The 20,451-nt window shown below is 71.7% G+C and carries 20 protein-coding genes; 14 read left to right on the top strand and 6 right to left on the bottom strand.

The window, feature by feature from the left end; genetic code table 11:
- Nucleotides 1-45: 45 nt before the first annotated feature.
- Nucleotides 46-534, top strand: coding sequence for a SprT-like domain-containing protein (locus tag AC1DDU_RS10110; RefSeq protein WP_477433696.1), 489 nt, complete (start codon nt 46-48; stop codon nt 532-534).
- Nucleotides 535-539: 5 nt separating this feature from the next.
- Here the strand turns inward: AC1DDU_RS10110 and AC1DDU_RS10105 are convergent, their stop codons facing one another.
- Nucleotides 540-1,199: a 2-phosphosulfolactate phosphatase gene (locus AC1DDU_RS10105; protein WP_477433694.1), complete on the bottom strand. Its 660-nt coding sequence runs from the start codon at nt 1,197-1,199 to the stop codon at nt 540-542.
- A gap of 66 nt (nt 1,200-1,265) precedes the next feature.
- Here AC1DDU_RS10105 and AC1DDU_RS10100 point away from each other — a divergent pair, with 66 nt between their 5' ends.
- The 3 genes from AC1DDU_RS10100 to AC1DDU_RS10090 all read left to right on the top strand — a co-directional run bounded on the left by AC1DDU_RS10100 (nt 1,266) and on the right by AC1DDU_RS10090 (nt 5,069).
- Nucleotides 1,266-1,769, top strand: coding sequence for a hypothetical protein (locus tag AC1DDU_RS10100; RefSeq protein WP_477433692.1), 504 nt, complete (start codon nt 1,266-1,268; stop codon nt 1,767-1,769).
- A gap of 184 nt (nt 1,770-1,953) precedes the next feature.
- On the top strand, nt 1,954-3,741 hold the full coding sequence (locus AC1DDU_RS10095) for a hypothetical protein (protein ID WP_477433690.1): 1,788 nt from the start codon (nt 1,954-1,956) through the stop codon (nt 3,739-3,741).
- Nucleotides 3,738-5,069 carry an MBL fold metallo-hydrolase gene (locus AC1DDU_RS10090; RefSeq protein WP_477433688.1) on the top strand — a complete coding sequence of 444 codons (1,332 nt, stop codon included), beginning with the start codon at nt 3,738-3,740 and terminating at the stop codon, nt 5,067-5,069. Before AC1DDU_RS10095 ends, AC1DDU_RS10090 begins: the two co-directional genes overlap by 4 nt.
- Before the next feature lie 64 nt (nt 5,070-5,133).
- Here AC1DDU_RS10090 and AC1DDU_RS10085 read toward each other — a convergent pair whose 3' ends face one another.
- Entirely contained in the window at nt 5,134-6,591 is a 1,458-nt protein-coding gene (locus AC1DDU_RS10085) for an ABC transporter permease (RefSeq protein ID WP_477436791.1), read from the bottom strand.
- Between the two features lie 29 nt (nt 6,592-6,620).
- A complete protein-coding gene (locus AC1DDU_RS10080) occupies nt 6,621-7,406 on the bottom strand; it encodes an ABC transporter ATP-binding protein (RefSeq protein ID WP_477433686.1) in 786 nt (261 codons plus the stop codon).
- 141 nt (nt 7,407-7,547) lie between these two features.
- Here AC1DDU_RS10080 and AC1DDU_RS10075 point away from each other — a divergent pair, with 141 nt between their 5' ends.
- Nucleotides 7,548-8,237 (top strand): hemerythrin domain-containing protein, encoded by a 690-nt coding sequence (locus AC1DDU_RS10075; protein ID WP_477433684.1) that lies wholly within the window; start codon nt 7,548-7,550, stop codon nt 8,235-8,237.
- 24 nt (nt 8,238-8,261) lie between these two features.
- Here AC1DDU_RS10075 and AC1DDU_RS10070 read toward each other — a convergent pair whose 3' ends face one another.
- Genes AC1DDU_RS10070 through AC1DDU_RS10060 form a run of 3 tightly spaced genes read right to left on the bottom strand, consistent with a single transcriptional unit; the run spans nt 8,262 to nt 10,612 of the window.
- Entirely contained in the window at nt 8,262-8,672 is a 411-nt protein-coding gene (locus AC1DDU_RS10070; RefSeq protein WP_477433682.1) for a VOC family protein, read from the bottom strand.
- 22 nt (nt 8,673-8,694) lie between these two features.
- Nucleotides 8,695-9,333 carry a response regulator gene (locus AC1DDU_RS10065; protein ID WP_477433680.1) on the bottom strand — a complete coding sequence of 213 codons (639 nt, stop codon included), beginning with the start codon at nt 9,331-9,333 and terminating at the stop codon, nt 8,695-8,697.
- A gap of 40 nt (nt 9,334-9,373) precedes the next feature.
- Nucleotides 9,374-10,612, bottom strand: coding sequence for a sensor histidine kinase (locus tag AC1DDU_RS10060; RefSeq protein ID WP_477433678.1), 1,239 nt, complete (start codon nt 10,610-10,612; stop codon nt 9,374-9,376).
- 300 nt (nt 10,613-10,912) lie between these two features.
- Between AC1DDU_RS10060 and AC1DDU_RS10055 the strand changes: the two genes are divergently transcribed.
- The 9 genes from AC1DDU_RS10055 to AC1DDU_RS10015 all read left to right on the top strand — a co-directional run bounded on the left by AC1DDU_RS10055 (nt 10,913) and on the right by AC1DDU_RS10015 (nt 20,434).
- A complete protein-coding gene (locus tag AC1DDU_RS10055) occupies nt 10,913-11,761 on the top strand; it encodes a nitrilase-related carbon-nitrogen hydrolase (RefSeq protein WP_477433676.1) in 849 nt (282 codons plus the stop codon).
- A 10-nt stretch (nt 11,762-11,771) separates the two neighbouring features.
- Nucleotides 11,772-13,214, top strand: coding sequence for a dihydropyrimidinase (gene hydA / locus AC1DDU_RS10050; RefSeq protein ID WP_477433674.1), 1,443 nt, complete (start codon nt 11,772-11,774; stop codon nt 13,212-13,214).
- 105 nt (nt 13,215-13,319) lie between these two features.
- Nucleotides 13,320-14,339 (top strand): TIGR03842 family LLM class F420-dependent oxidoreductase, encoded by a 1,020-nt coding sequence (locus tag AC1DDU_RS10045; RefSeq protein WP_477433672.1) that lies wholly within the window; start codon nt 13,320-13,322, stop codon nt 14,337-14,339.
- Complete coding sequence (locus AC1DDU_RS10040; RefSeq protein WP_477433670.1) at nt 14,336-15,265, top strand: ABC transporter permease; 930 nt, start codon at nt 14,336-14,338, stop codon at nt 15,263-15,265. Before AC1DDU_RS10045 ends, AC1DDU_RS10040 begins: the two co-directional genes overlap by 4 nt.
- Nucleotides 15,262-16,101 (top strand): ABC transporter ATP-binding protein, encoded by an 840-nt coding sequence (locus AC1DDU_RS10035; protein WP_477433668.1) that lies wholly within the window; start codon nt 15,262-15,264, stop codon nt 16,099-16,101. Before AC1DDU_RS10040 ends, AC1DDU_RS10035 begins: the two co-directional genes overlap by 4 nt.
- Nucleotides 16,098-16,919 (top strand): ABC transporter permease, encoded by an 822-nt coding sequence (locus AC1DDU_RS10030; protein WP_477433666.1) that lies wholly within the window; start codon nt 16,098-16,100, stop codon nt 16,917-16,919. Before AC1DDU_RS10035 ends, AC1DDU_RS10030 begins: the two co-directional genes overlap by 4 nt.
- Nucleotides 16,920-16,959: 40 nt before the next feature.
- A complete protein-coding gene (locus AC1DDU_RS10025) occupies nt 16,960-18,135 on the top strand; it encodes an ABC transporter substrate-binding protein (RefSeq protein WP_477433665.1) in 1,176 nt (391 codons plus the stop codon).
- A gap of 240 nt (nt 18,136-18,375) precedes the next feature.
- Complete coding sequence (locus AC1DDU_RS10020; RefSeq protein WP_477433663.1) at nt 18,376-19,041, top strand: uridine kinase family protein; 666 nt, start codon at nt 18,376-18,378, stop codon at nt 19,039-19,041.
- A gap of 76 nt (nt 19,042-19,117) precedes the next feature.
- A complete protein-coding gene (locus AC1DDU_RS10015; RefSeq protein WP_477433661.1) occupies nt 19,118-20,434 on the top strand; it encodes an aminotransferase class III-fold pyridoxal phosphate-dependent enzyme in 1,317 nt (438 codons plus the stop codon).
- The last annotated feature ends 17 nt before the right edge of the window (nt 20,435-20,451 follow it).

The raw sequence follows: 20,451 nt of genomic DNA, 5'->3' as shown, positions 1-20,451 counted from the left end.
GGAGCGCGTCCGGTGGATGTCGGAGATATGTTCTAGCCTCGCGCCATGTCGGAACTGCCACGCGTGCGGCATTGGGCCGAGGCCCTCATCGCCGCCCACCTCGATCCCTCGTGGACGTTCGCGTTCGACAACGCGAAGCGCCGCGCGGGCCTGTGCGACTACACGCACAAGCGCATCAGCGTGTCGCGCTACCTCGCCGCGCGCTACGACGACGACACCAACCACCAGACGCTGCTGCACGAGGTCGCGCACGCGCTCGCGGGGCCGCGCGCCGGTCACGGTCCTCGCTGGAAGGCGGTGGCCCGCGAGCTCGGCTACGTCGGCGGCACCACCCACAACGGCGAGACGGCGACCGACCTCGCTCCCTGGATCGGCGTGTGCCCCGCCGGCCACGTCGCCTATCGTCACCGCAAGGCGACCCGTCCGACGTCGTGCGCCAAGTGCGCGCCGCACTTCGACGAGCGCCACGTGTTCACCTGGACGCGGCGCGACATCACCCGCGCGACCCGCCTGGCGGCGATGACGCCGCGCTGAGGCGGTCAGTACGCGACGAAGGCGCCGTCACGATGGACGGGGACGACGGATGCCGCGTCCACGGCCGCCGCGTCGAGCACCTCGCCCCGCGACTCCTCGACCGGCCGGTCCTCGCGCAGCAGCAGCTCCTGGCCGGAGCCGCTCGCCGTGAGCAGGTGCCGCACGGCTCCCCGCAGACCCCGGAACGCCTCCCCCGCGGCGGCCGCCTCGGGCGAGGTGTGGTCGACCCCGCGCACTCCCAGCGCATCGACGATCGCCCCCGCACCCAACTGGTCCTCGACGGCGAACCGCAGCGCGGCACCCGGTTCGCGCCCGGCGAGCTCGCCCGCCGCGATGACGGCGACGCTGGTGCGCGCGGCACGGCGACGCTGGGTGTCGAGCACCGCGTCGGCCACGGCGCGGGCGTTGCGCAGGCATCCGAGCAGCACCACGGCGCCCGTCGCCCCTGCGGCCTCCGCCACCGCCGCTCCGTTGATCGACACCGCGTGGGCAGAGCCGTCGAGGGGCACGCTCTCGCCGCGCTCGAGCGCGGCCGTCGTCGACGTCGAGAAGCGCAGCACGTCGACCACCACGACGATGTCGGCGGGGGCCAGGCGCCGCAGTCCGTCCAGGCCCCAGTCGAGCCGGACCTGGTAGCGGTGCTGATCGAACGGCGTGTGCGGCATCCGTCCAGCGTAGGCGCGCCGCCGTCGCCACCCGCGCGTGCGCGGGACGCGATGCGACACTGGAGCATGCGGATCCTGCTGAAGCTCGTCCTCGACTGCGACCCCGACGCCGCGTGGCGGGCCGTGCACTCCCCGCGGGCCGTCGCCGAGCTCTACGGCCCGGTGCTGGACCTCGCGCCGCTCGTGCCGAGCGGTCTGCCCACGGCGTGGACACCCGGTGACGACGTGCCGGTGCAGCTGTCGGCGTTCGGGGAGGTGCCGATGGGCCGGCAGCTCATCCACGTCAGCGAGCGGTACGTCGACGAGCCCGGTGGACGGGTGCGGATCTTCCGCGACAGCGGGATCCCGCTGACCGGACCGCTCGCGAGCCTCGACGTCTGGGACCACCAGATGGCGGTGTCGCCGGCGCCCGGCGATCCGCGCAGGACGCTGTGGCGGGACCGCCTGGTGATCGGCGGCCCCACGGCGCCGCTGCTCTGGCCTGTGCTGTGGGGCATGTGGCAATGGCGCGCGGCGCGCCTGCGCGCCCTCGCCCCGACGTGGGCGCACGACCCGATCCCGCCCGCCTGAGTCCCGCTCGCGTAGGGGCGACGGATGCTGCGTGCCGCAGCATCCGTTCCGCTGGAGGCATCACGGGGCTACGGTGAGCACACACACCCGCGGTGAGTGCGCCAGGGGTATCAGGGGCGCCGAGGTCCGCCTCCTCCACCGCGGGACGACCGCGACGGGGGCGTTGCGGACCTGGGGGTGTGACATGAACGACGGTGTCGAGTTCTCCGAGCCGGCCGACGAGCCGCGCACGCACGTCACGCTGCGGCTCATCGCGCAGGACCCGGAGGTCAAGGGCGAGGACGGCAGGATCCTCACCGCGGACGTCCGCGTGCCGTGGTCGCGCATGGAGGACGGGCCGCGCGGCGCGCGGCTGCACGTCGTGGACTACGACGCCGTCACCGGCCAGTACATCAAGCACCTGCCGATCGGCAACGAGGATCCGTTCGCCGGCAAGCCCGACGCCGAGCTGCTACGGGACTTCGCGTTCCACGCACAGCAGGTCTACGGCGCCGCGGCACGCACGCTCGCCGCGTTCGAGACCGCGCTCGGCCGCCGGCTCGCGTGGAGCTTCGACGGCCACCAGCTGTACCTCGTGCCGCACGCCTTCGCCGAGGCGAACGCGTTCTACTCGTCGGAGGACCACGCGGTGCTGTTCGGCTACGTCCCCTCCGACGACAAGGACGAGCCGGTCGTCTACACGTGTCTGAGCTACGACGTGATCGTGCACGAGACGACGCACGCGATCCTCGACGGGCTGCGCAGCCGCTTCCTCGAGCCGAGCCTTCCCGATCAGGCCGCCTTCCACGAGGGCTTCGCCGACATCGTCGCGCTGCTGTCCGTGTTCTCGATCCGACCCGTCGTGGAGAAGGCGCTCGGGGCCGCCGGTCCCGACGGCCGGATCGACCGGGCCAAGGTCGAGAAGCAGGCGCTCAAGGAGAACGTGCTGTTCGGGATCGCCGAGCAGATCGGCGACGTCCTCACCCAGGGGCGGGGCGCTCTGCGACGCTCGGCGCTCGCACCTCCCCCGCCGGACTGGGCGCTGAGCCCGCTCTACGCCGAGCCGCACCGGCGCGGCGAGGTGCTCGTGGCGATCGTCCTCGACGTGCTGATCGACATCTGGACCACCCGCCTGGAGGCGCTGTTCTCCCAGCCCGGCGTCGCCACCACCGGCGATGCCGCCGCCGGCGCCACCAGCACCCCCCGCGGCGACGGTGCCGCCGCCACGGGGACCGTGGACCGCTCCCGCGCCGCCGAGGAGGGCGCGCGGGCCGCGTCGCAGCTGCTGACCATGCTGATCCGCGGGCTGGACTACCTGCCGCCCGTCGAGTTCGAGTTCGCCGACCTCCTGGATGCCGTGCTGCTGGCCGACACCGAGGTGGTCCCCGACGACGACCTCAAGTACCGGCAGAAGCTCGTCGCCGGGTTCGCGGCGGCCGGCATCCACCGCCCGCGGGACCGCGTCGTGAACGTGCTCGACGCGGAGCTGAAGCCCTACTACCTCGGCATCAACTTCGCGGGACTGCGCAGCGATCGCGACGAGGTGTTCCGCTTCTTGTGGCAGAACGCCCGGCGGCTGGACATCCCGACCCGGTACTACACCTCGGTCGAATCGGTGCTGCCCACCCAGCGCATCGCGCCCGACGGCCTCATCGTGCCGGAGTCCGTGGCCACCTACGTCCAGATGATGTCGCTGACGGCGGGAGAGTTCGAGCGGCTGTCCGAGCTCCCCCTCCCGGAGGGAGTCGACCCCACCACGGAGGTGCAGGTCTTCGGCGGGGGCACCCTCGTGTTCGACCAGTTCGGCCGGCTGAAGCTGCACATCTACAAGCGACTGGACGACTGGCGGCGTCAGAAGCGGCGCATCGAGTACCTCGACGTCACCGGCCGTCGCGACGCCTCCCGGCGGCTCGGGTTCTCCGACGGCACACCGACGGGCCAGACGTTCGCCGAACTCCACAGTTCGCAGCTCAGCTCCGGGGAGGCATGGTGAGCAAGCCCGTCCGCGTCCGCGTCCGCATGTACCAGGTCGGCTTCGGCGACTGCTTCCTGGTGTCGGTCGAGTACGACAAGGCGTTCGCCGACGGGCGGAAGGCCCGTCACCTGCTGATCGACTTCGGCACCACCGGCCCGCCCCGCCCGTCCCGCCCGCCCAGGGCGCCGGGGACCACCGCCGAGGTCGCCGAGCTCATCAAGCAGCACACCGGCGGCGAGCTCGACGCCCTCGTGGTGACCCATCGGCACAAGGACCACCTGTCCGGCTTCGGGGATGCCGCAAGCGCGGCGATCATGGCGACGCTCAAGCCGAGACTGGTGCTGCGACCCTGGACCGAGAACCCGACGCTGCCGTCCACCGCCGACGGCCCTTCCGGCGCCGGGCTCGCCGAGACCGAGCCCTCGGACGGACCTCCGGGTACGGCATCCGCCCGGTACGCACGGCTCCTCGCCGCCGCGCAGGGCCACGTCCACGCGCTGGCGCGGGCGAAGGCCCTGGGCGCGGAGGTGCAGGAGGAGGCCGAGGAGCAGCTGCCCAACGCCGACGCGGTGCGCCTGCTCGACGAGCTGGCGGGCGAGCACGGCGGCCGCTACCTGTTCGCGGGTGCGGACGCGGGGCTCGAGGATGCCATCCCCGGTCTCACGGCGACGGTGCTCGGCCCGCCCACCGTGGAGCAGGACGCCGGGGTCGGCAAGCAGAAGTCCCGGGATCCGCAGTACTGGATGCTCCGGCTCGGCGCCGCGATCGAGGGCGTGGCCAAGGCCGAGGCCGAGGCGCCCAGCACGCGCCCGATGCCGCTCGGCCCGGGCCCCGTGCGGTGGCTCGTCACGCGGCTCGCCAAGCAGCGCTCGCACTCGGCCGCGCGCCTGGTGCGCGATCTCGACGACGCCCTCAACAACACCAGCCTGATCCTGCTGCTGAAGGTCGGCGGACTGTCGATGCTGTTCCCGGGCGACGCGCAGATCGAGAACTGGCGCCGCACGCTCGCGCAGCTCGAGACCGACCCCGTCCTCAAACACGATCTGACGTGCATCGACCTCTACAAGGTGGGCCACCACGGCAGTCGCAACGCCACCCCTCGCTCGCTGCACGCCCTGTGGGAGGCACGTCCCGACGACCTGCCGAAGATGACGTCGCTGATGTCGACGCGCCCCGGCAAGCACGGCACGACCGAGGCGACGGCGGTCCCCCGCTCCACGCTGGTCGCGGCGCTCGAGAAGGTCAGCACCGTCTACTCGACCGATGACCTCGGGCCCGCGCCGTTCCTCGAGCTCGAGGCGGATGCCCGGCGAGGCCCGTTCCGGCAGCCGTTCAAGGTCGAATGACGGATGGCGGATGCCGCGGCGCGAAGCCTGCGCCGCGGCATCCGTCTCCCCCCTCGGCCAGCCCTCACTCCGCGAGCGCCGCCACGGGGGCCACCCGCGTCGCCAGGCGGGTCGGCACGACCGCCGCGACGAGCGTGAGCACGGCCGTCGCCACCACGATGATGGCGACCGGCAGCCACGGCACCGCGGGTGCGACGAGGGTGGGCGCCGAGAACGACGGCGGCATCGGCACGGCGCCCAGCAGCGACTGCGCCCCCGCCCATCCGTAGGCGACGCCGAGCACGAGACCGGTGAGGGTCGCGGCGATCGTGATGTGGGCGGCCTCCAGCAGCACCATGCCGCGCACCTGCCCGGTCGAGACGCCGAGCGCGCGCAGCAGGCCCAGCTCGCGGCGGCGCTGCACGACGCCGATCGTGAGGAGGTTCACCAGCCCGACGGCCGCGATCACCGCCGATACCGCCACCAGGCCCATCATGATGCCCGAGAACGTGTCGATGATCGTGGTGAGCTCGGCCGGAGCCTCGCCCCCCGCCGAGGTGGTCAGCACGACCTTCACGGACTCCAGCGCGACGGCGAACATCGTCACGAGCGTGACGCCCATCACGACGCCGATGGCCATGCGGCTGGAGCGCTCGGGGTAGCGCAGGGCGTTCTCGGCGGCCAGGCGTGCGGTGGCCGACGAGCCGAACAGCCGGCCGACCAGGCGCAGCACCGGCGGCATCACCAGCGTCGCCCCCATCGCGAGCCCGGTGAACGAGAAGATGCCGCCGAAGAACGCGACGATCACGCCGAGCGGCGAGACCAGGCCGAGCACGATGCCGCCCGCCAGCAGCACGGCGCCGATCGCGAAGAGCGTGATCGCGACGCCGTTGCGCGCGCCGCGGCGCACCTGGTCGTCGTGGGACGCCTCCACCGAGCCGCCCAGCGCCTGCAGGGGCGTGACGGTCAGCACGCGCCGGGATCCGGCCCACGCGGCCGCCCAGGTGGTCAGCGCCACCACCGCCGCAGGAGCGACGAGCACGGGCTGCAGGACGGCGTAGTCGACGCCGTCGATGCCGAGGAGGCGGACGGCCACCTCGACGCCCGCCCACGACGCGAGCGTGCCCGCGACGAGCCCCACCAGGGCGCCGATCACGCCGACGAGGAGCCCCTGACGGGCGACCTCGGCGCGCTGCGACCGGGCCGACGCGCCGATGAGGCGCAGCAGCGCGATGCGGCGGGTGCGCCCGGCGATCACGGTGGCGAAGGTGTTCGCGGTGACGATCGCGGCCACGTACACCGCGACCCCGATGAGCAGCACGCTCATGATCGCGAGCACCACGGCGAGCGTGCCGCTGTCGCCGATGAAGGGGTCGGCCCGCAGCACCGCCGCGATGAAGCCCGTCGCGCTCAGCAGGATCGCACCGAACGCACTCGAGATCGCCGCCACCAGGACGCTCGCGCCCATGCCGCGTTCGCGCAGCCACGCCAGCGGGGCGCCCCCGCTCCGTGCGAGGGACTCGGATGCCACGACCCGCGGCATCCGCTCTCTCGACGTGTCGACGACCGCGCTCACGACGCCACCGCCGCAGGCGCGCCGGCGCCCAGCTCGGAGGCGAGCATGTAGGCCGAGATCTCCTCGGCGCTCTGGCGCGGCTTGTCGGCGACGATGCGGCCGTCGCCGAGGAACAGCACCCGGTCGGCGTGCGAGGCGGCCACCGGGTCGTGCGTCACCATCGCGATGGACTGCCCCTGCTCACGGCTCGCCGCGGCCAGCAGCGCCAGCACCTCGCGGCCCGACCGTGAGTCGAGGTTGCCGGTCGGCTCGTCGGCGAACAGCAGGTCGGGGGCCGTCGCCAGCGCCCGCGCGATCGCGACGCGCTGCTGCTGCCCGCCGGAGAGCTGATGCGGGCGGTGGCTGAGACGGCTCGTCAGCCCGAGCCGCTCGACGAGCCCGTCGATGCGCGCGCGCTCGAGCGCGGTGGGGCGACGCCCGTCGAGGTCGAAGGGCAGCAGGATGTTGCCCAGCGCGTCGAGCGTGGGCACGAGGTTGAAGGCCTGGAACACGAATCCGACGCGGCGACGGCGCAGGATGGTGAGCTCGAGGTCGGAGAGCCCGGTGATGTCGGTGTCGCCGATCCACGCGCGACCGGAGGTCGGGGCGTCCAGACCCGCCATGATGTGCATGAGCGTGGACTTGCCCGATCCCGACGGGCCCATCACGGCGGTGAACTCGCCGCGGCGGATGCCGACGCTCACCCCGTCGAGTGCGTGCACCGCGCTCTCGCCGGTGCCGAAGGTCTTGGTGAGCTGCTGCACCCGGGCGGCCAGGCCCAGGTCGGTCGATGAAAGTTCCATGCCTCCGACGGTATGGACGGCGGCCGGTCGCGCGCGTCGGCCTGCGGAGGCATCCCGCGTACATCGCAAGGAGGATCTTCCGCGCGCGCGCCGCCGGGACTAACGTCGCGTGCAGCCGACGCGCCCGAGCGAGGAGTCGAGATGCCCGCCACCCCCCTGCCGCCCAGCGGCGACCTGCCCACCGGCCCCAAGACGTGCGATGCCGGCGGGATGGTCGAGATCCATCGGCTGTTCCGGCGCGGCTTCGGCGAAGCCCCCGACCTCGTGCGAGGAGTCCGCGAGGGCGACGCCGCCCACGCCGCCGTCGTCGCGACGCAGCTCGAGACGCTGTCGCTCGGGCTGCACGCCCATCACGAGGGCGAGGACGAGCGGCTCTGGCCCGCGCTGGACGAGCGCGCACCGTCGTGCGCGGCGCATGTCGAGCGCATGAAGGCGCAGCACGCCGAACTCCTCGTGCATCTGTCTGCACTCGATCGCGCGCTGCCCGCGTGGCGGGCGTCGGCGGCGACCGCGGATGCCGGGCCCGTGCTCGCCGCCCTCGAGGGCGTCAACGCGGCCATCGCCGTGCACCTGCCCGACGAGGAGACGAACATCGTGCCCGTCATGGAGCACACGATCACCGAGGCCGAGATCGAGTGGTTCTCCGAGCACGGTCGCCGCGCGATCCCGAAGGGACAGACGTGGCAGCAGCTGGGCGAGATCCTCGCGGCGCAGCCCGACGGCGGCGACCAGTGGCTGCACAAGCACATGCCGGCTCCGGCCCGGCTCGCATGGCGCTGGATCGGACGTCGCAGGTACGCGGCGCACCGCGCCGCCCTCGAGGGGCGCTGAGTCCGTTCCCGTCCCCCCGCCGGGTCAGCCGGCCTCGGGCGACGCGGCCTCGTCGGAGGTCAGCAGCACGACGTTGCCGTCGGGGTCCTCGACGAGCGCGGCATACGGGCCCGCGGTCTGCGTCGGCGCCATGCGCCCGCGGTATCCCGCCGCGACCAGGTCGGCCCACGTGCTGTCGACGACGGCGTCCTCGCCGACGAAGAACTCGAGCATCTGCGAGTAGCCTGCGCCGGCCGTCGGCGGGGCCCATGTCGGGTCGTACACCGACGCGAACGCCGTCGTGATGAGGAGCGTCACGCCGCTTCCCATGCGGTGGGCGACGACGGGCCTGCCGGCGACCGCGTCAGGGAGGTCGAGCCCCAGCCGGCGGTAGAAGCGGACCGACGCCTCGAGGTCCGAGACCTCGAGCACGACCATGCTCAACTGCAGTTCCATGGCCCGATTCTGCCGGGTCGGGCTAGGCGAGGCCGTGCTCGAACGCGAACACCACGAGCTGCACGCGGTCGCGCAGCGCCAGTTTGGTGAGGATCCGGCTGATGTGCGTCTTCACGGTGGCCTCGGAGAGGAACTCGCGGGCGGCGATCTCGGCGTTGGAGAGCCCGCGGGCGGCCAGCGCGAAGATCTCACGCTCGCGGTCGGTGAGCTCCTCGTAGGCGGGCGGGATCGGCTGGGGAGCGGCATCCGCGAACCGCTCGAACAGGTCCCGGGTCGCGGAGGCGGCGATCACCGCCGACCCGGAGTGCACGGTGCGGATCGCGGCCAGCAGGAACTCGGGGTCGGCGTCCTTGAGGAGGAACCCGCTCGCCCCCTGCCGGATCGCGCGCGCGGCCGCCTCGTCGAGGTCGAACGTGGTGAGCATCACGATGCGCGGCGGCTCGGGGTCGTTGAGCAGCTCGGCGGTCGCGGCCAGGCCGTCCATGACCGGCATGCGGATGTCCATCAGCACGACGTCCGGACGGGTCTGCCGCACGACGGCCACCCCTTCGCGGCCGTCGGATGCCTCGGCCACGACCTCGAGGTCGGGCTGCGAGTCGACGAGCATGCGGATGCCGGCGCGGAACAGCGCCTGGTCGTCGACGAGGGCGACGCGGATCATGAGACTCCTCGGTTCGGCGTGGACCGTCGTGACCAGCGTGTCATGCCGCCCCGATGGGGATCGTCGCACGCACGACGAAGGCGTCGCCGTCGGCACCGGCATCCAGTCGCCCGCCGACGAGCTGTGCGCGCTCGCGCATGCCGATGAGCCCGTGCCCGCGCGCCGCGGCGTGCTCCCCCGCGGCGACCCGCGGGTCGCCCGGGGCGACACCCGCCGGATGCCGCGGGTGGCCGGAGGAGGGAAGAGGGTTGTGCACCGTCAGCTCGACGCGGTCGGCCAGCCACGCCAGCCGCACGCCGACCGGGCTTCCGGAGGCTCCGTGACGCAGCGCGTTGGTGAGCGCCTCCTGCAGGATGCGGTAGACCGCGAGCTGCACGGCCGCAGGCGGCTCGCCCGGCGGGGCCGGGTCGACGTCGACCCGCAGCGGCACCCCCGCGGCGCGCACCTGCGCGTACAGCTCCTCGAGGTCGGCGATCGTGGGCTGCGGACCGTCGCCCTGCTGGTGGCGCAGCTGGCCGAGCAGCAGCCGCACGTCGGCCAGGGCCGCGCGAGCGGTGCTCGAGATCGTCGTCAGCGCCTGGCTCGCGACCGCGGGATCGGATGCCGCCGCATAGCGCGCGCCGTCCGCCTGGGCGATCACCACGGCCAGCGAGTGCGCGACGACGTCGTGCATGTCGCGCGCGATGCGCACGCGCTCCTGCTCGGCGACGGTCTCGGCCTCGGCGCGCTGCTGCGCCTCGCGGTTCTCCCTGGCACGCACGGCCGTGCGCACCAGGGCGCCGATCGTCCACGACAGGCCCAGCGCGAAGGCGGCCGCCACGAGCATGACCAGCGCCAGCGGCAGACGCTCCCACGAGAGCCCCCCGCCGGCGAACACCGGGTCGGCCATCAGGTACACGGTGATGATGAGCGCGCCGAGCACAGTCGACCCCAGGCCCGCCCAGTACACCACGCGCGTGCCGTAGGCAGCGGTGCCGTACAGCACCGCGAAGATCGCGAGATCCGAGAAGCTCGGCGGGCGGCCGAGCCCGACCTGCAGCAGGGCTCCCGCCCAGGCCACGCCGAGGGCGAGCGCCGGCGAGAGGCGGCGCAGCGCGAGGGCGATGCTGAACAGCGCCGCGACGGTCGCCCCGGCGATCGCGATGACAACCGGGGTGAACCGCATCTCCACGCCGGTCCAGTTCACCAGCACGAGCTCGATCGGCCACGCCACGAGGAAGAAGCAGACCGCCAGGACCACGTCGACGACGATCTGGTACCTCTTCATGCGGCGGAACACCGTTTCACGCTACGGGACGCCGCGCGCCGCGGCATCCGTCCCCGGCTGTAACCGGCGGGGCCGCCGCATCCGTCGTGAGATGTACGCCGGATGCCGCTGGCCGCCCTCGAAAGGTCTGCCCAGCCGACCATTGCGCCGCGGGTACCGAGGCTTTACTGTCGCGTCACAGGCCGAAACCGACGGGAAACGTCGAGTCGACAGGATCGAGGAGCGGGGCTGCTCCCTCGATCGGACCCCGTCGGTCCCCGCCCGGAGGGACCCATCGAGCACGGCATCCGCCGTCTCGCGAACGGAGGAACGATGACGACGGTACGCGCAGCGATCTCGCAGACCACCTGGACCGGCGACAAGGAGTCGATGCTCGACAAGCACGAGGGCTTCGCACGGGATGCCGCGGCCCAGGGCGCCCAGGTGATGTGCTTCCAGGAGCTGTTCTACGGCCCGTACTTCGGGATCACGCAGGACAAGAAGTACTACCGCTTCGCCGAGCAGGCCGACGGGCCGATCGTGCAGCGGTTCGCGGCGGTCGCGAAGGAGCTCGGGATCGTGATGGTGCTCCCCATCTACGAGGAGGACCAGACCGGCGTCTACTACAACACCGCCGTGCTGGTCGACGCGGACGGCACCGTCCTCGGCAAGTACCGCAAGCACCACCTCCCGCACCTCGACCGGTTCTGGGAGAAGTTCTACTTCCGCCCCGGCAACCTCGGCTACCCGGTGTTCGAGACCGCGGTCGGGCGGGTCGGGATGTACATCTGCTACGACCGCCACTTCCCCGAGGGATGGCGCGAGCTCGGCCTCGCCGACGCGCACATGGTGTTCAACCCGAACGCCACCAAGCCCGGCCTCTCGAACCGGCTGTGGGAGGTCGAGGGTCCTGCCGCGGCGGTGGCCAACGGCTACTTCGTGCTGCAGCCCAACCGGGTCGGGCGCGAGGACAACGAGTACGGCGACCTCGCGGTCGACTTCTACGGCACGAGCCAGGTGATCGACCCCCGCGGCAACTTCGTCGGCGAGCGCGGCTCGGGAGATCACGAGGAGCTGCTGGTGCGCGACCTCGACCTGAACATGGTGCTCGAGATGCGCGACGACTGGCAGTTCTACCGCGACCGTCGCCCCGACTCGTACACCCGGATCGCGAAGCCGTAAGGGGGGCGACATGGCGACCACACTCATCAAGGGCGGCACCGTCGTCTCGGCGACCGGCCGCGGCGAGGCCGACGTGCTCATCGACGGCGAGACGATCGCGGCCGTGCTCGTCCCCGGCTCGCATCTTTTCGGGACGGATGTCGCGGCATCCGTCGACACCGTCATCGACGCCACCGGCAAGTACGTGATCCCGGGCGGCATCGACGCACACACGCACATGCAGCTCCCGTTCGGCGGCACCGAGGCCTCCGACACGTTCGAGACCGGAACCCGGGCTGCGGCCTGGGGCGGCACCACGTCGATCATCGACTTCGCGGTGCAGCGTTACGGCGAGCGCGTGCAGGACGGCCTGGCCGCGTGGCACGAGAAGGCCGCAGGCAACTGCGCGATCGACTACGGCTTCCACCAGATCGTCGGCGGCGTCGACGACGAATCGCTCGCGGCGATGCGGGGCCTCGTCGACGAGGGGGTCTCGAGCTTCAAGCTCTTCATGGCCTACCCGGGGGTCTTCTACTCCGACGACGCGCAGGTGCTCAAGGCCATGCAGGTCTCGCAGGAGACGGGCCTTCTCACCATGATGCACGCCGAGAACGGCCCGGCCATCGACGTGCTGGCGGCGCAGCTGGCGGATGCCGGCAAGAAGGCGCCGTACTACCACGGCATCGCCCGCGCGTGGCAGATGGAGGAGGAGGCCACGCACCGCGCGATCATGCTGGCGAACCTCACCGGCGCTCCGCTGTACGTGGTGCACGTGAGCGCGAAGCAGGCGGTCGACCAGCTGGCGTGGGCGCGCGATCAGGGCTGGAACGTGTTCGGCGAGACGTGCCCGCAGTACCTGTACCTGTCGCTCGAGGAGCAGCTCGGGGCCTTCAGCGAGGAGTGGGGCCAGTTCGAGGGCGCCAAGTGGGTGTGCTCGACGCCGCTTCGCAGCCGCCAGGAGGGCCACCAGCACCACATGTGGCAGGCGCTGCGCACCAACGACATCCAGATGGTGTCGACCGACCACTGCCCGTTCTGCATGAAGGGCCAGAAGGACCTCGGCCTCGACGACTTCCGGGCGATCCCGAACGGCATCGGCTCCGTCGAGCACCGCATGGACCTCATGTACCAGGGTGTCGTGACCGGCAAGATCACGCTCGAGCGCTGGGTCGAGCTCACCTCGACCACGCCGGCGCGCATGTTCGGCCTGTACGGCAGGAAGGGCGTCATCCAGCCCGGCGCCGACGGCGACGTCGTCGTGTACGACCCGAACGGCCACACGTCCATCGGGTTCGGCGAGGGCCGCACCCACCACATGAACATGGACCACTCCGCGTGGGAGGGGTACGAGATCGACGGCCACGTCGACACGGTGGTCTCCCGCGGCAAGGTCGTGGTCGACGGCGGCGAGTACCTCGGCGCCAAGGGCGACGGCCGGTTCCTCAAGCGCGGCCTGAGCCAGTACCTGATCTGACATGGCGCGTTTCGTCTCGCTTCGCTCGCTCAACGACCGGTGTCTTCCGGTCGTTGAGCGAGCGAGGAACGAGCGAGACGAAACGTCGCGAACCTAGGAGCAACCATGGATTTCGGTGTCGTCCTGCAGACCAACCCGCCCGCCGCCCGCACGGTGCACCTCGCCAAGCTCGCCGAGGCGCACGGCTTCAGCCACGTGTGGACGTTCGACTCGCACCTGCTGTGGGAGGAGCCGTACGTCATCCACTCGGCGATCCTCGCCGAGACCAAGCGCGTCACCGTGGGCCCGTTCGTGACGAACCCGGCGACGCGGGACTGGACGGTGACGGCATCCGTCTTCGCCACCCTCAACGAGATGTACGGCAACCGCACGATCTGCGGCATCGGCCGCGGCGACTCGGCGGTGCGGGTGACCAACGGCAGGCCCACGACGATGGCCGAGCTGCGCGAGTCGATCCACGTCATCCGCGAGCTCGCGAACTCGCGTCCCGTCGAATACCACGGCTCCACCCTGCAGTTCCCCTGGAGCCGCGGCTCCGAGCTCGAGGTGTGGGTGGCCGCGTACGGTCCGATGGCGCTGAAGCTCACCGGCGAGGTCGGCGACGGCTTCATCCTGCAGCTGGCGGACGTCGACATCGCGGCGTGGATGATCAAGACGGTCAAGGACGCCGCGGCCGCCGCCGGCCGCGACCCCGAATCGCTGTCGTTCTGCGTCGCCGCCCCGATGTACATCGGGGAGGACTGGGAGCACATGCGCGACCAGTGCCGGTGGTTCGGCGGCATGGTCGGCAACCACGTCGCCGACATCGTCGCGAAGTACGGGCATCACGGCGAGGGGGTACCGGAGGCTCTCACCGACTACATCGAGCGCCGCCAGGGCTACGACTACAACACCCACGGTCGGGCGGAGAACGACCACGTCGACTTCGTGCCCGACGAGATCGTCGACCGGTTCTGCATCCTCGGCTCGCCCGAGTACCACATCGCCAAGCTCGAGCAGTTGCGCGAACTCGGCGTGACGCAGTTCGCCGGCTACCTGCAGCACGACAACAAGGAGGAGACCCTCCGCGTCTACGGCGAGACGGTGATCCCTGCCCTGCAGGCCCACGTGACGGCCAAGACATGAGGCCCGTGCGCTGGTCGGCGCGCAGGCAGGGCGAGCTGCGCGGCTGGATCGCCGCCGGATGGGGCGCCCTCGGCGTGCTCGCCGTGCTGGTCCTGTGGGAGCTGTACAAGTTCCTGGGGCCCCGCGAGGGGTTCGTGGTGGGCGCGGTGGCCGGTCAGTCCGGGTCCGGCGTGATGCTCCTCCCCCGCACGCATGACCGCGCGATGCCTCACGTGTGGGACATGGTCGCGCGCCTCTTCGCGCCGACCAGCGGCGGCCAGACCCCGCCGCTGTGGGTCTCGGTGGCCGGCGCCGCCCTGGTGACGCTCGGGATCGCCGCCGTCGGGTGGCTGATTGGCGTCGCGGTCGGCGCCGTGCTCGGCCTCGTGATGCAGCGGTGGAAGCTGCTGGAGTGGGGCCTGCTCCCCTGGATCGTCGTGAGCCAGATCGTGCCGCTCATCGCCTTCGCGCCGGTCGTGAACGCCATCGGCAACCAGATCGACCGCGGCGGCGGCACGTGGCCGCAATGGCTGTCGGTCGCGGTGATCGCCTCGTACCTCGCGTTCTTCCCCGTCGCCGTCGGCGTGCTGCGCGGTCTCGCGTCGCCTGACCGCATCCACCTCGACCTCATGAACAGCTACGCCGCCGGGTACTGGGCCACGCTGCTGCGCCTGCGGCTGCCCGCAGCCGTGCCGCACCTCCTTCCGGCGCTGCGGCTCGCGGCGGCCAACGCGGTGCTGGGCGCCGTCGTCGCCGAGGTGTCGATCGGCATGCGCGGCGGCATCGGCCGCATGCTCATCCAGCTCGCCGGCCAGGCCTCGAGCGACCCCGCAGCCCCGTGGGGACCGAGCTTCGGCTCGATCGCCCTGGGACTCATCGCGGCGGGCTCGGTCGCACTCATCGGCCTCGGCCTCGCCAACTACCGCAGAGGAGAAGCGTCGGCATGACCCCTCGATCCCAGGATCAGCTCGCGACAGCGGATGCCGCGACCCCGGCCGCGCCGGCGGTGCGCGCCTCGGCCGTGGGGAAGGTGTTCCCCACGGCCTCCGGCGAGGTCGTGGCACTGACCGACGTGGAGCTCGAGGTGTCGGCCGGCGAGTTCGTGGCGCTCATCGGGCCGTCGGGCTGCGGCAAGTCGACGCTGCTCCGGCTGATCGCCGACCTCGACCAGGCGACGACGGGCACCTTGGAGATCTTCGGCAAGCCCGCGCGCCGCGCCCGCGCCGACCAGGACTACGGCATCGCCTTCCAGCAGGCGGGCCTGCTTCCCTGGCGCACCGTCGGCGCGAACATCGCGCTGCCCCTGGAGCTGCACGGCGCCGGAAAGGCCGCGCGCGCCTCGCGCGTCGCCGAGCTCGCCGAACTCGTGGGCCTGTCGGACTTCGTCGACCGGTACCCCGACCAGCTCTCCGGCGGCATGCAGCAGCGCGTCGCGATCGCACGCGCCCTGGCCGCGCAGCCGAGGCTTCTGCTCATGGACGAGCCGTTCGGTGCGCTGGACGAGATGACGCGCGAGCGTCTGCAGTCCGAACTGGCCCGGATCGCCGCCGAGACCTCCGCCGCGGTCGTGTTCGTCACGCACTCGATCCCGGAGGCGGTGTTCCTCTCCGACCGGGTCGTCGTGATGAGCCCGCGCCCCGGCCGCATCACCGACGTCATCGAGACGGGACTCGGTGAGGCACGCGACGAGGCGCTGCGCGAGTCGCCCGTGTTCTTCGACCGGGTCACCGCCGTCCGCGAGGCGCTCCACGGCTCCCCCGTCACGAGGGCGAGCGAATCGTGACCGCCGTCATCCCGGCGACGACCGGCACGACGGGCGCACGTCCGCCGGCCGCCCCCCGCACGCTCCCGGGATGGCTGCGGTGGGTGGCGCCGATCGTGGTCGGCATCCTCATCCTTGCGATCTGGACGTTCTGGGTGGACGTGCTCGGCACGGCGCCGCGCATGCTGCCCAGTCCCGTCGCGATCGCCCAGGAGTTCGTCAAGCGGTTCCCGATCATCCTCCAGGACATGTCGATCACCGCCACGAACGCGCTCATCGGCCTGATCGTCGGGTCGCTCCTCGCCCTGCTGTTCGCCGGCCTCGCGGCCGCCGCCCGTCCCATCGACGGGATGCTGGCACCCCTCGTGTCGGCGCTCGCGGTCATTCCGATCGTCGCGGTCACGCCGATCCTCAACACGATGTTCGGTGCGTCGAGCCAGTTCGGCCGGCAGGCCGTCGCGACGATCGCGGCGTTCATCCCGGTGTTCGTAAACGTGCTGCGGGGGCTGCGCCAGACCCGCCCGGTGCACCGCGACCTGCTGCGCGCGTCGGCGGCATCCGGCTTCCAGACCTTCCGCATCCTCACGCTCCCCACCGCGCTGCCGTACCTCATGACCGGGCTGCGGATCGCGAGCTCCCTCGCGGTGATCGCGGCCCTGGTGGCCGAGTACTTCGGCGGTCCCGCCGACGGCATCGGCACGGCCATCGCGACCTACGCGAAGTCCGGTCGTGCCGCGCTGGCGTGGGCGTACGTGCTGGGCGGCATCCTCATCGGCCTCGTGTTCTTCCTCGTGACCTCGCTCCTGGAGCGGCTGGCGACGAGGCGGTCGCCGGACTGACCGGCGGGCAGTACCCGACGCACCACACGAAAGGAACGCAATGAGACACAGCATGAGACGCGGCCTGGCCGCGTCATCGGTCGTCGCCGTGGCGGCACTCGCGCTCGCCGCCTGTTCCGGGTCCGGGGGTTCCGGCGACAGCACGGACGGCGGGGAGGACTTCGAACCGCTGACCTCGATCAAGCTGCAGCTGCAATGGCTGCCGCAGGCGCAGTTCGCCGGCTACTACGTCGCGCAGGAGAAGGGGTACTTCGAGGAGGAGGGCTTCGACAAGGTCGACATCATCCCGTCCGGCGGCGACATCGTGCCGCAGGACGCATTGGTCGCCGGCGACGTCGACTTCGCCATCGCGTGGGTCCCCAAGGTGCTGGGCACGCTGGAGGCGACGGGGGTCGAGCTCACCGACATCGCACAGGTGTTCCAGAAGTCGGGCACGCTGCAGGTGTCGTGGAAGGGCGACGGCATCACCTCGGTCGCCGACTTCGAGGGCAAGCGCATCGGGTCGTGGGGCTTCGGCAACGAGTGGGAGATCTTCGCCGCGATGGCCGCAGAGGACCTCGACTCGACGACCGTGTCGATCACGACGCAGGACTTCTCGATGAACGCCCTCCTCGACAAGGACGTGGACGCCGCGCAGGCGATGACGTACAACGAGTGGGCGCAGATCCTCGAGGTCGTGAACCCCGCGACCGGTCAGCTCTACCAGCCCGAGGACTTCGACGTGATCTCGTACGAGGACACCGAGGGCGCGATGCTGCAGGATGCGATCTGGGCCGACACCCAGCGCCTCGACGAGGACCCCGCCTACGCCGACGCGGCGGTGCGGTTCCTCAAGGCGGTCACGAAGGGCTGGATCTTCGCGCGCGACAATCCCGAGGAGGCGGCGTCGATCGTCTACGACATCGCCTCGAACGCGGAGGCCGCGTTCCCGGTGGGTCCCGTGCACCAGCAGTGGCAGATGAACGAGGTCAACAAGCTCATCTGGACGGGTGCCGACTTCGGCCTGGTCGACAAGGCGGCCTGGGACAAGACCGTGGCCGGAGCGCTGTCGGCGAAGAACCAGGACGACCTCGAGCTCATCACCACCGAGCCGGCCGACTCGGCGTACTCGAACGAGTACATCGAGAAGGCGCTGGCCCAACTGAAGGACGAGGGGGTCGAGGTCGCCGGCGAGTACACGCCGATCGACGTCACGCTCACCGAGGGCGGCCAGTAGGTCGGTCGCATTTCGTCTCGCTCGTTCCTCGCTCGCTCAACGACCGGTTCTCCGGTCGTTGAGCGAGCGCAGCAAGACGAAACGCCCCGGTCGTTGAGCGAGCGCAGCAAGACGAAGCGCCCCGGTCGTTGAGCGAGCGCAGCGAGACGAAACGCTCTTCGACGGGCTCAGAGACTCGAAGGGACGGCCCGGAGGTCGGACCTTGCCGATTGCAAGCGCTTGCACCCTAGGATGGGCGGCGTGCAGCTGCAGCCGGAAGAACCGCCCGCGGGCCCCTGGTCCGTCCGCACCCACGCCGATCTCGTCGCGGATCTCCTCGCGCGCGCGGCGATGACGGGCCGCCCGGCGATCGTCGCGGTGGACGGTCGCAGCGGCGCGGGCAAGAGCACGCTCGCCGCAGCCCTGGCCGCGGCGTCCGGTGGCGGCCAGGTCGTCCACACCGACGACTTCGCGTGGCACGAGCCCTTCTTCGGGTGGGGTCACGTGCTGCGCGACGCGCTCGTCGAACTGCACGAGACCGGCGCGCTCGATTTCACCCCGCCGGCGTGGGCGGCCCGCGGCCGCAAGGGCGCGGTGATCGTCCCGCCCGGGACCGGGCTCGTCGTCGTCGAAGGCGTGGGGGCGTCCCAGCGAGAGGTCGCCGACCTCCTGGACGCCGTCGTCTGGGTGCAGTCCGACGACGCCCTCACCGAGCAGCGCGGCATCGCCCGCGACATCGCCGAGGGGGTCAACGGCGACGAGGCGCAGACGATCGCGTTCTGGTTCGAGTGGATCGGCGTGGAGCGCCCGTTCCTCGCCGGCGACCGCCCCTGGGAGCGCGCCGACGTCGTGGTCGCCGGGACGCCCGTGCTCGATGTCCCCGACGGCGCGGTCGCCTGCGCGCCGGGAGCGCTCGTCCGCGGCTGACCCCGCCCGCCGGACCCCGGCGGACCGCATCGCTCCGGGTCTTGCGCCGGCCGGCGCGATCGAGCAACGTGGCCGCATGACCGAAGACCTCGACGCCCTCGCGAAGGACCTCGACCGCGCGTACGTGTTCCACTCCTGGTCCGCTCAGGCAGGTCTCGACCTGCCCGTCATCGCCGGCGGCTCGGGCACGGTGGTGTGGGATCACGCCGGCAACCGCATGCTCGACTTCTCGAGCCAGCTGGTCAACGTCAACATCGGGCACCAGCATCCCGCCGTCGTCGCCGCCATCCGCGAGCAGGCCGAGCGGCTCGCCACCATCGGCCCCGCCACCGCCAACCTCCATCGGGGTCAGGCGGCGCAGCGCATCCTCGACAAGGCACCTGACGGATTCGCGAAGGTGTTCTTCACCAACGGCGGCGCCGACGCGATCGAGAACGCCATCCGCATGGCGCGGCTTCACACCGGGCGCGACACGGTGCTCTCGACCTACCGCTCGTACCACGGCAACACCGGGGCGGCGATCGTCGCGACCGGCGACTGGCGACGGATGCCGAACCAGTTCGCCCGCGGACACGTGCACTTCTTCGGGCCCTACCTGTACCGCACCGAGTTCTGGGCGACGACCCCCGAAGAGGAGTCCGAGCGCGCGCTGCACCACCTGGAGCGCGTCATCCAGTCCGAGGGCCCGTCGACGATCGCGGCCCTGCTGCTCGAGTCGATCCCCGGCACCGCCGGCATCATGCTGCCGCCGCCGGGCTACCTCGCCGGCGTGCGGGCGCTGGCCGACGAGTACGGGATCGTGCTGATCCTCGACGAGGTCATGGCCGGGTTCGGCCGCAGCGGGCGCTGGTTCGCGTTCCAGGGCTACGACGTCGTCCCCGACCTCATCACGTTCGCGAAGGGCGTGAACTCCGGCTACGTGCCGGTGGGCGGCGTGATCATCTCGGACGCGATCTCGGCGACCTTCGACGACCGCGTCTTCCCCGGCGGGCTCACGTACTCCGGCCACCCGCTGGCTGCGGCATCCATCGTCGCCTCGATCGACGCGATGGAGTCCGAAGGCATCGTCGAGAACGCCCGCCGGGTCGGCGAGGACGCCATCGGCCCGGGGCTCGCGGCGCTGGCCGAGAAGCACCCCCTCATCGGCGAGGTGCGAGGCGAGGGCGTGTTCTGGGCGCTGGAGCTCGTGGCCGACCGCGACACCCGCGAGCCGGTCGGCGCCGACGTCATCGGGCGCCTCAAGAAGGAGCTCACCTCGAGGGGGCTCCTCCCCTTCGCCGCCGACAACCGCATCCACGTCGTGCCGCCCTGCGTCGTCACCGACGAGGAGGTGCAGGAGGCTCTGGCGATCTACGATGAAGCCCTGACGAAGGTCGAAGGCGACCTCGCGTGACACGTGCACGCCCTCTC

The organism is Microbacterium sp. 05T445 (assembly GCF_056395865.1).
The sequence above is the reverse complement of the archived record's forward strand: the minus strand, read 5'-3'. Positions and strand labels throughout refer to the sequence as shown.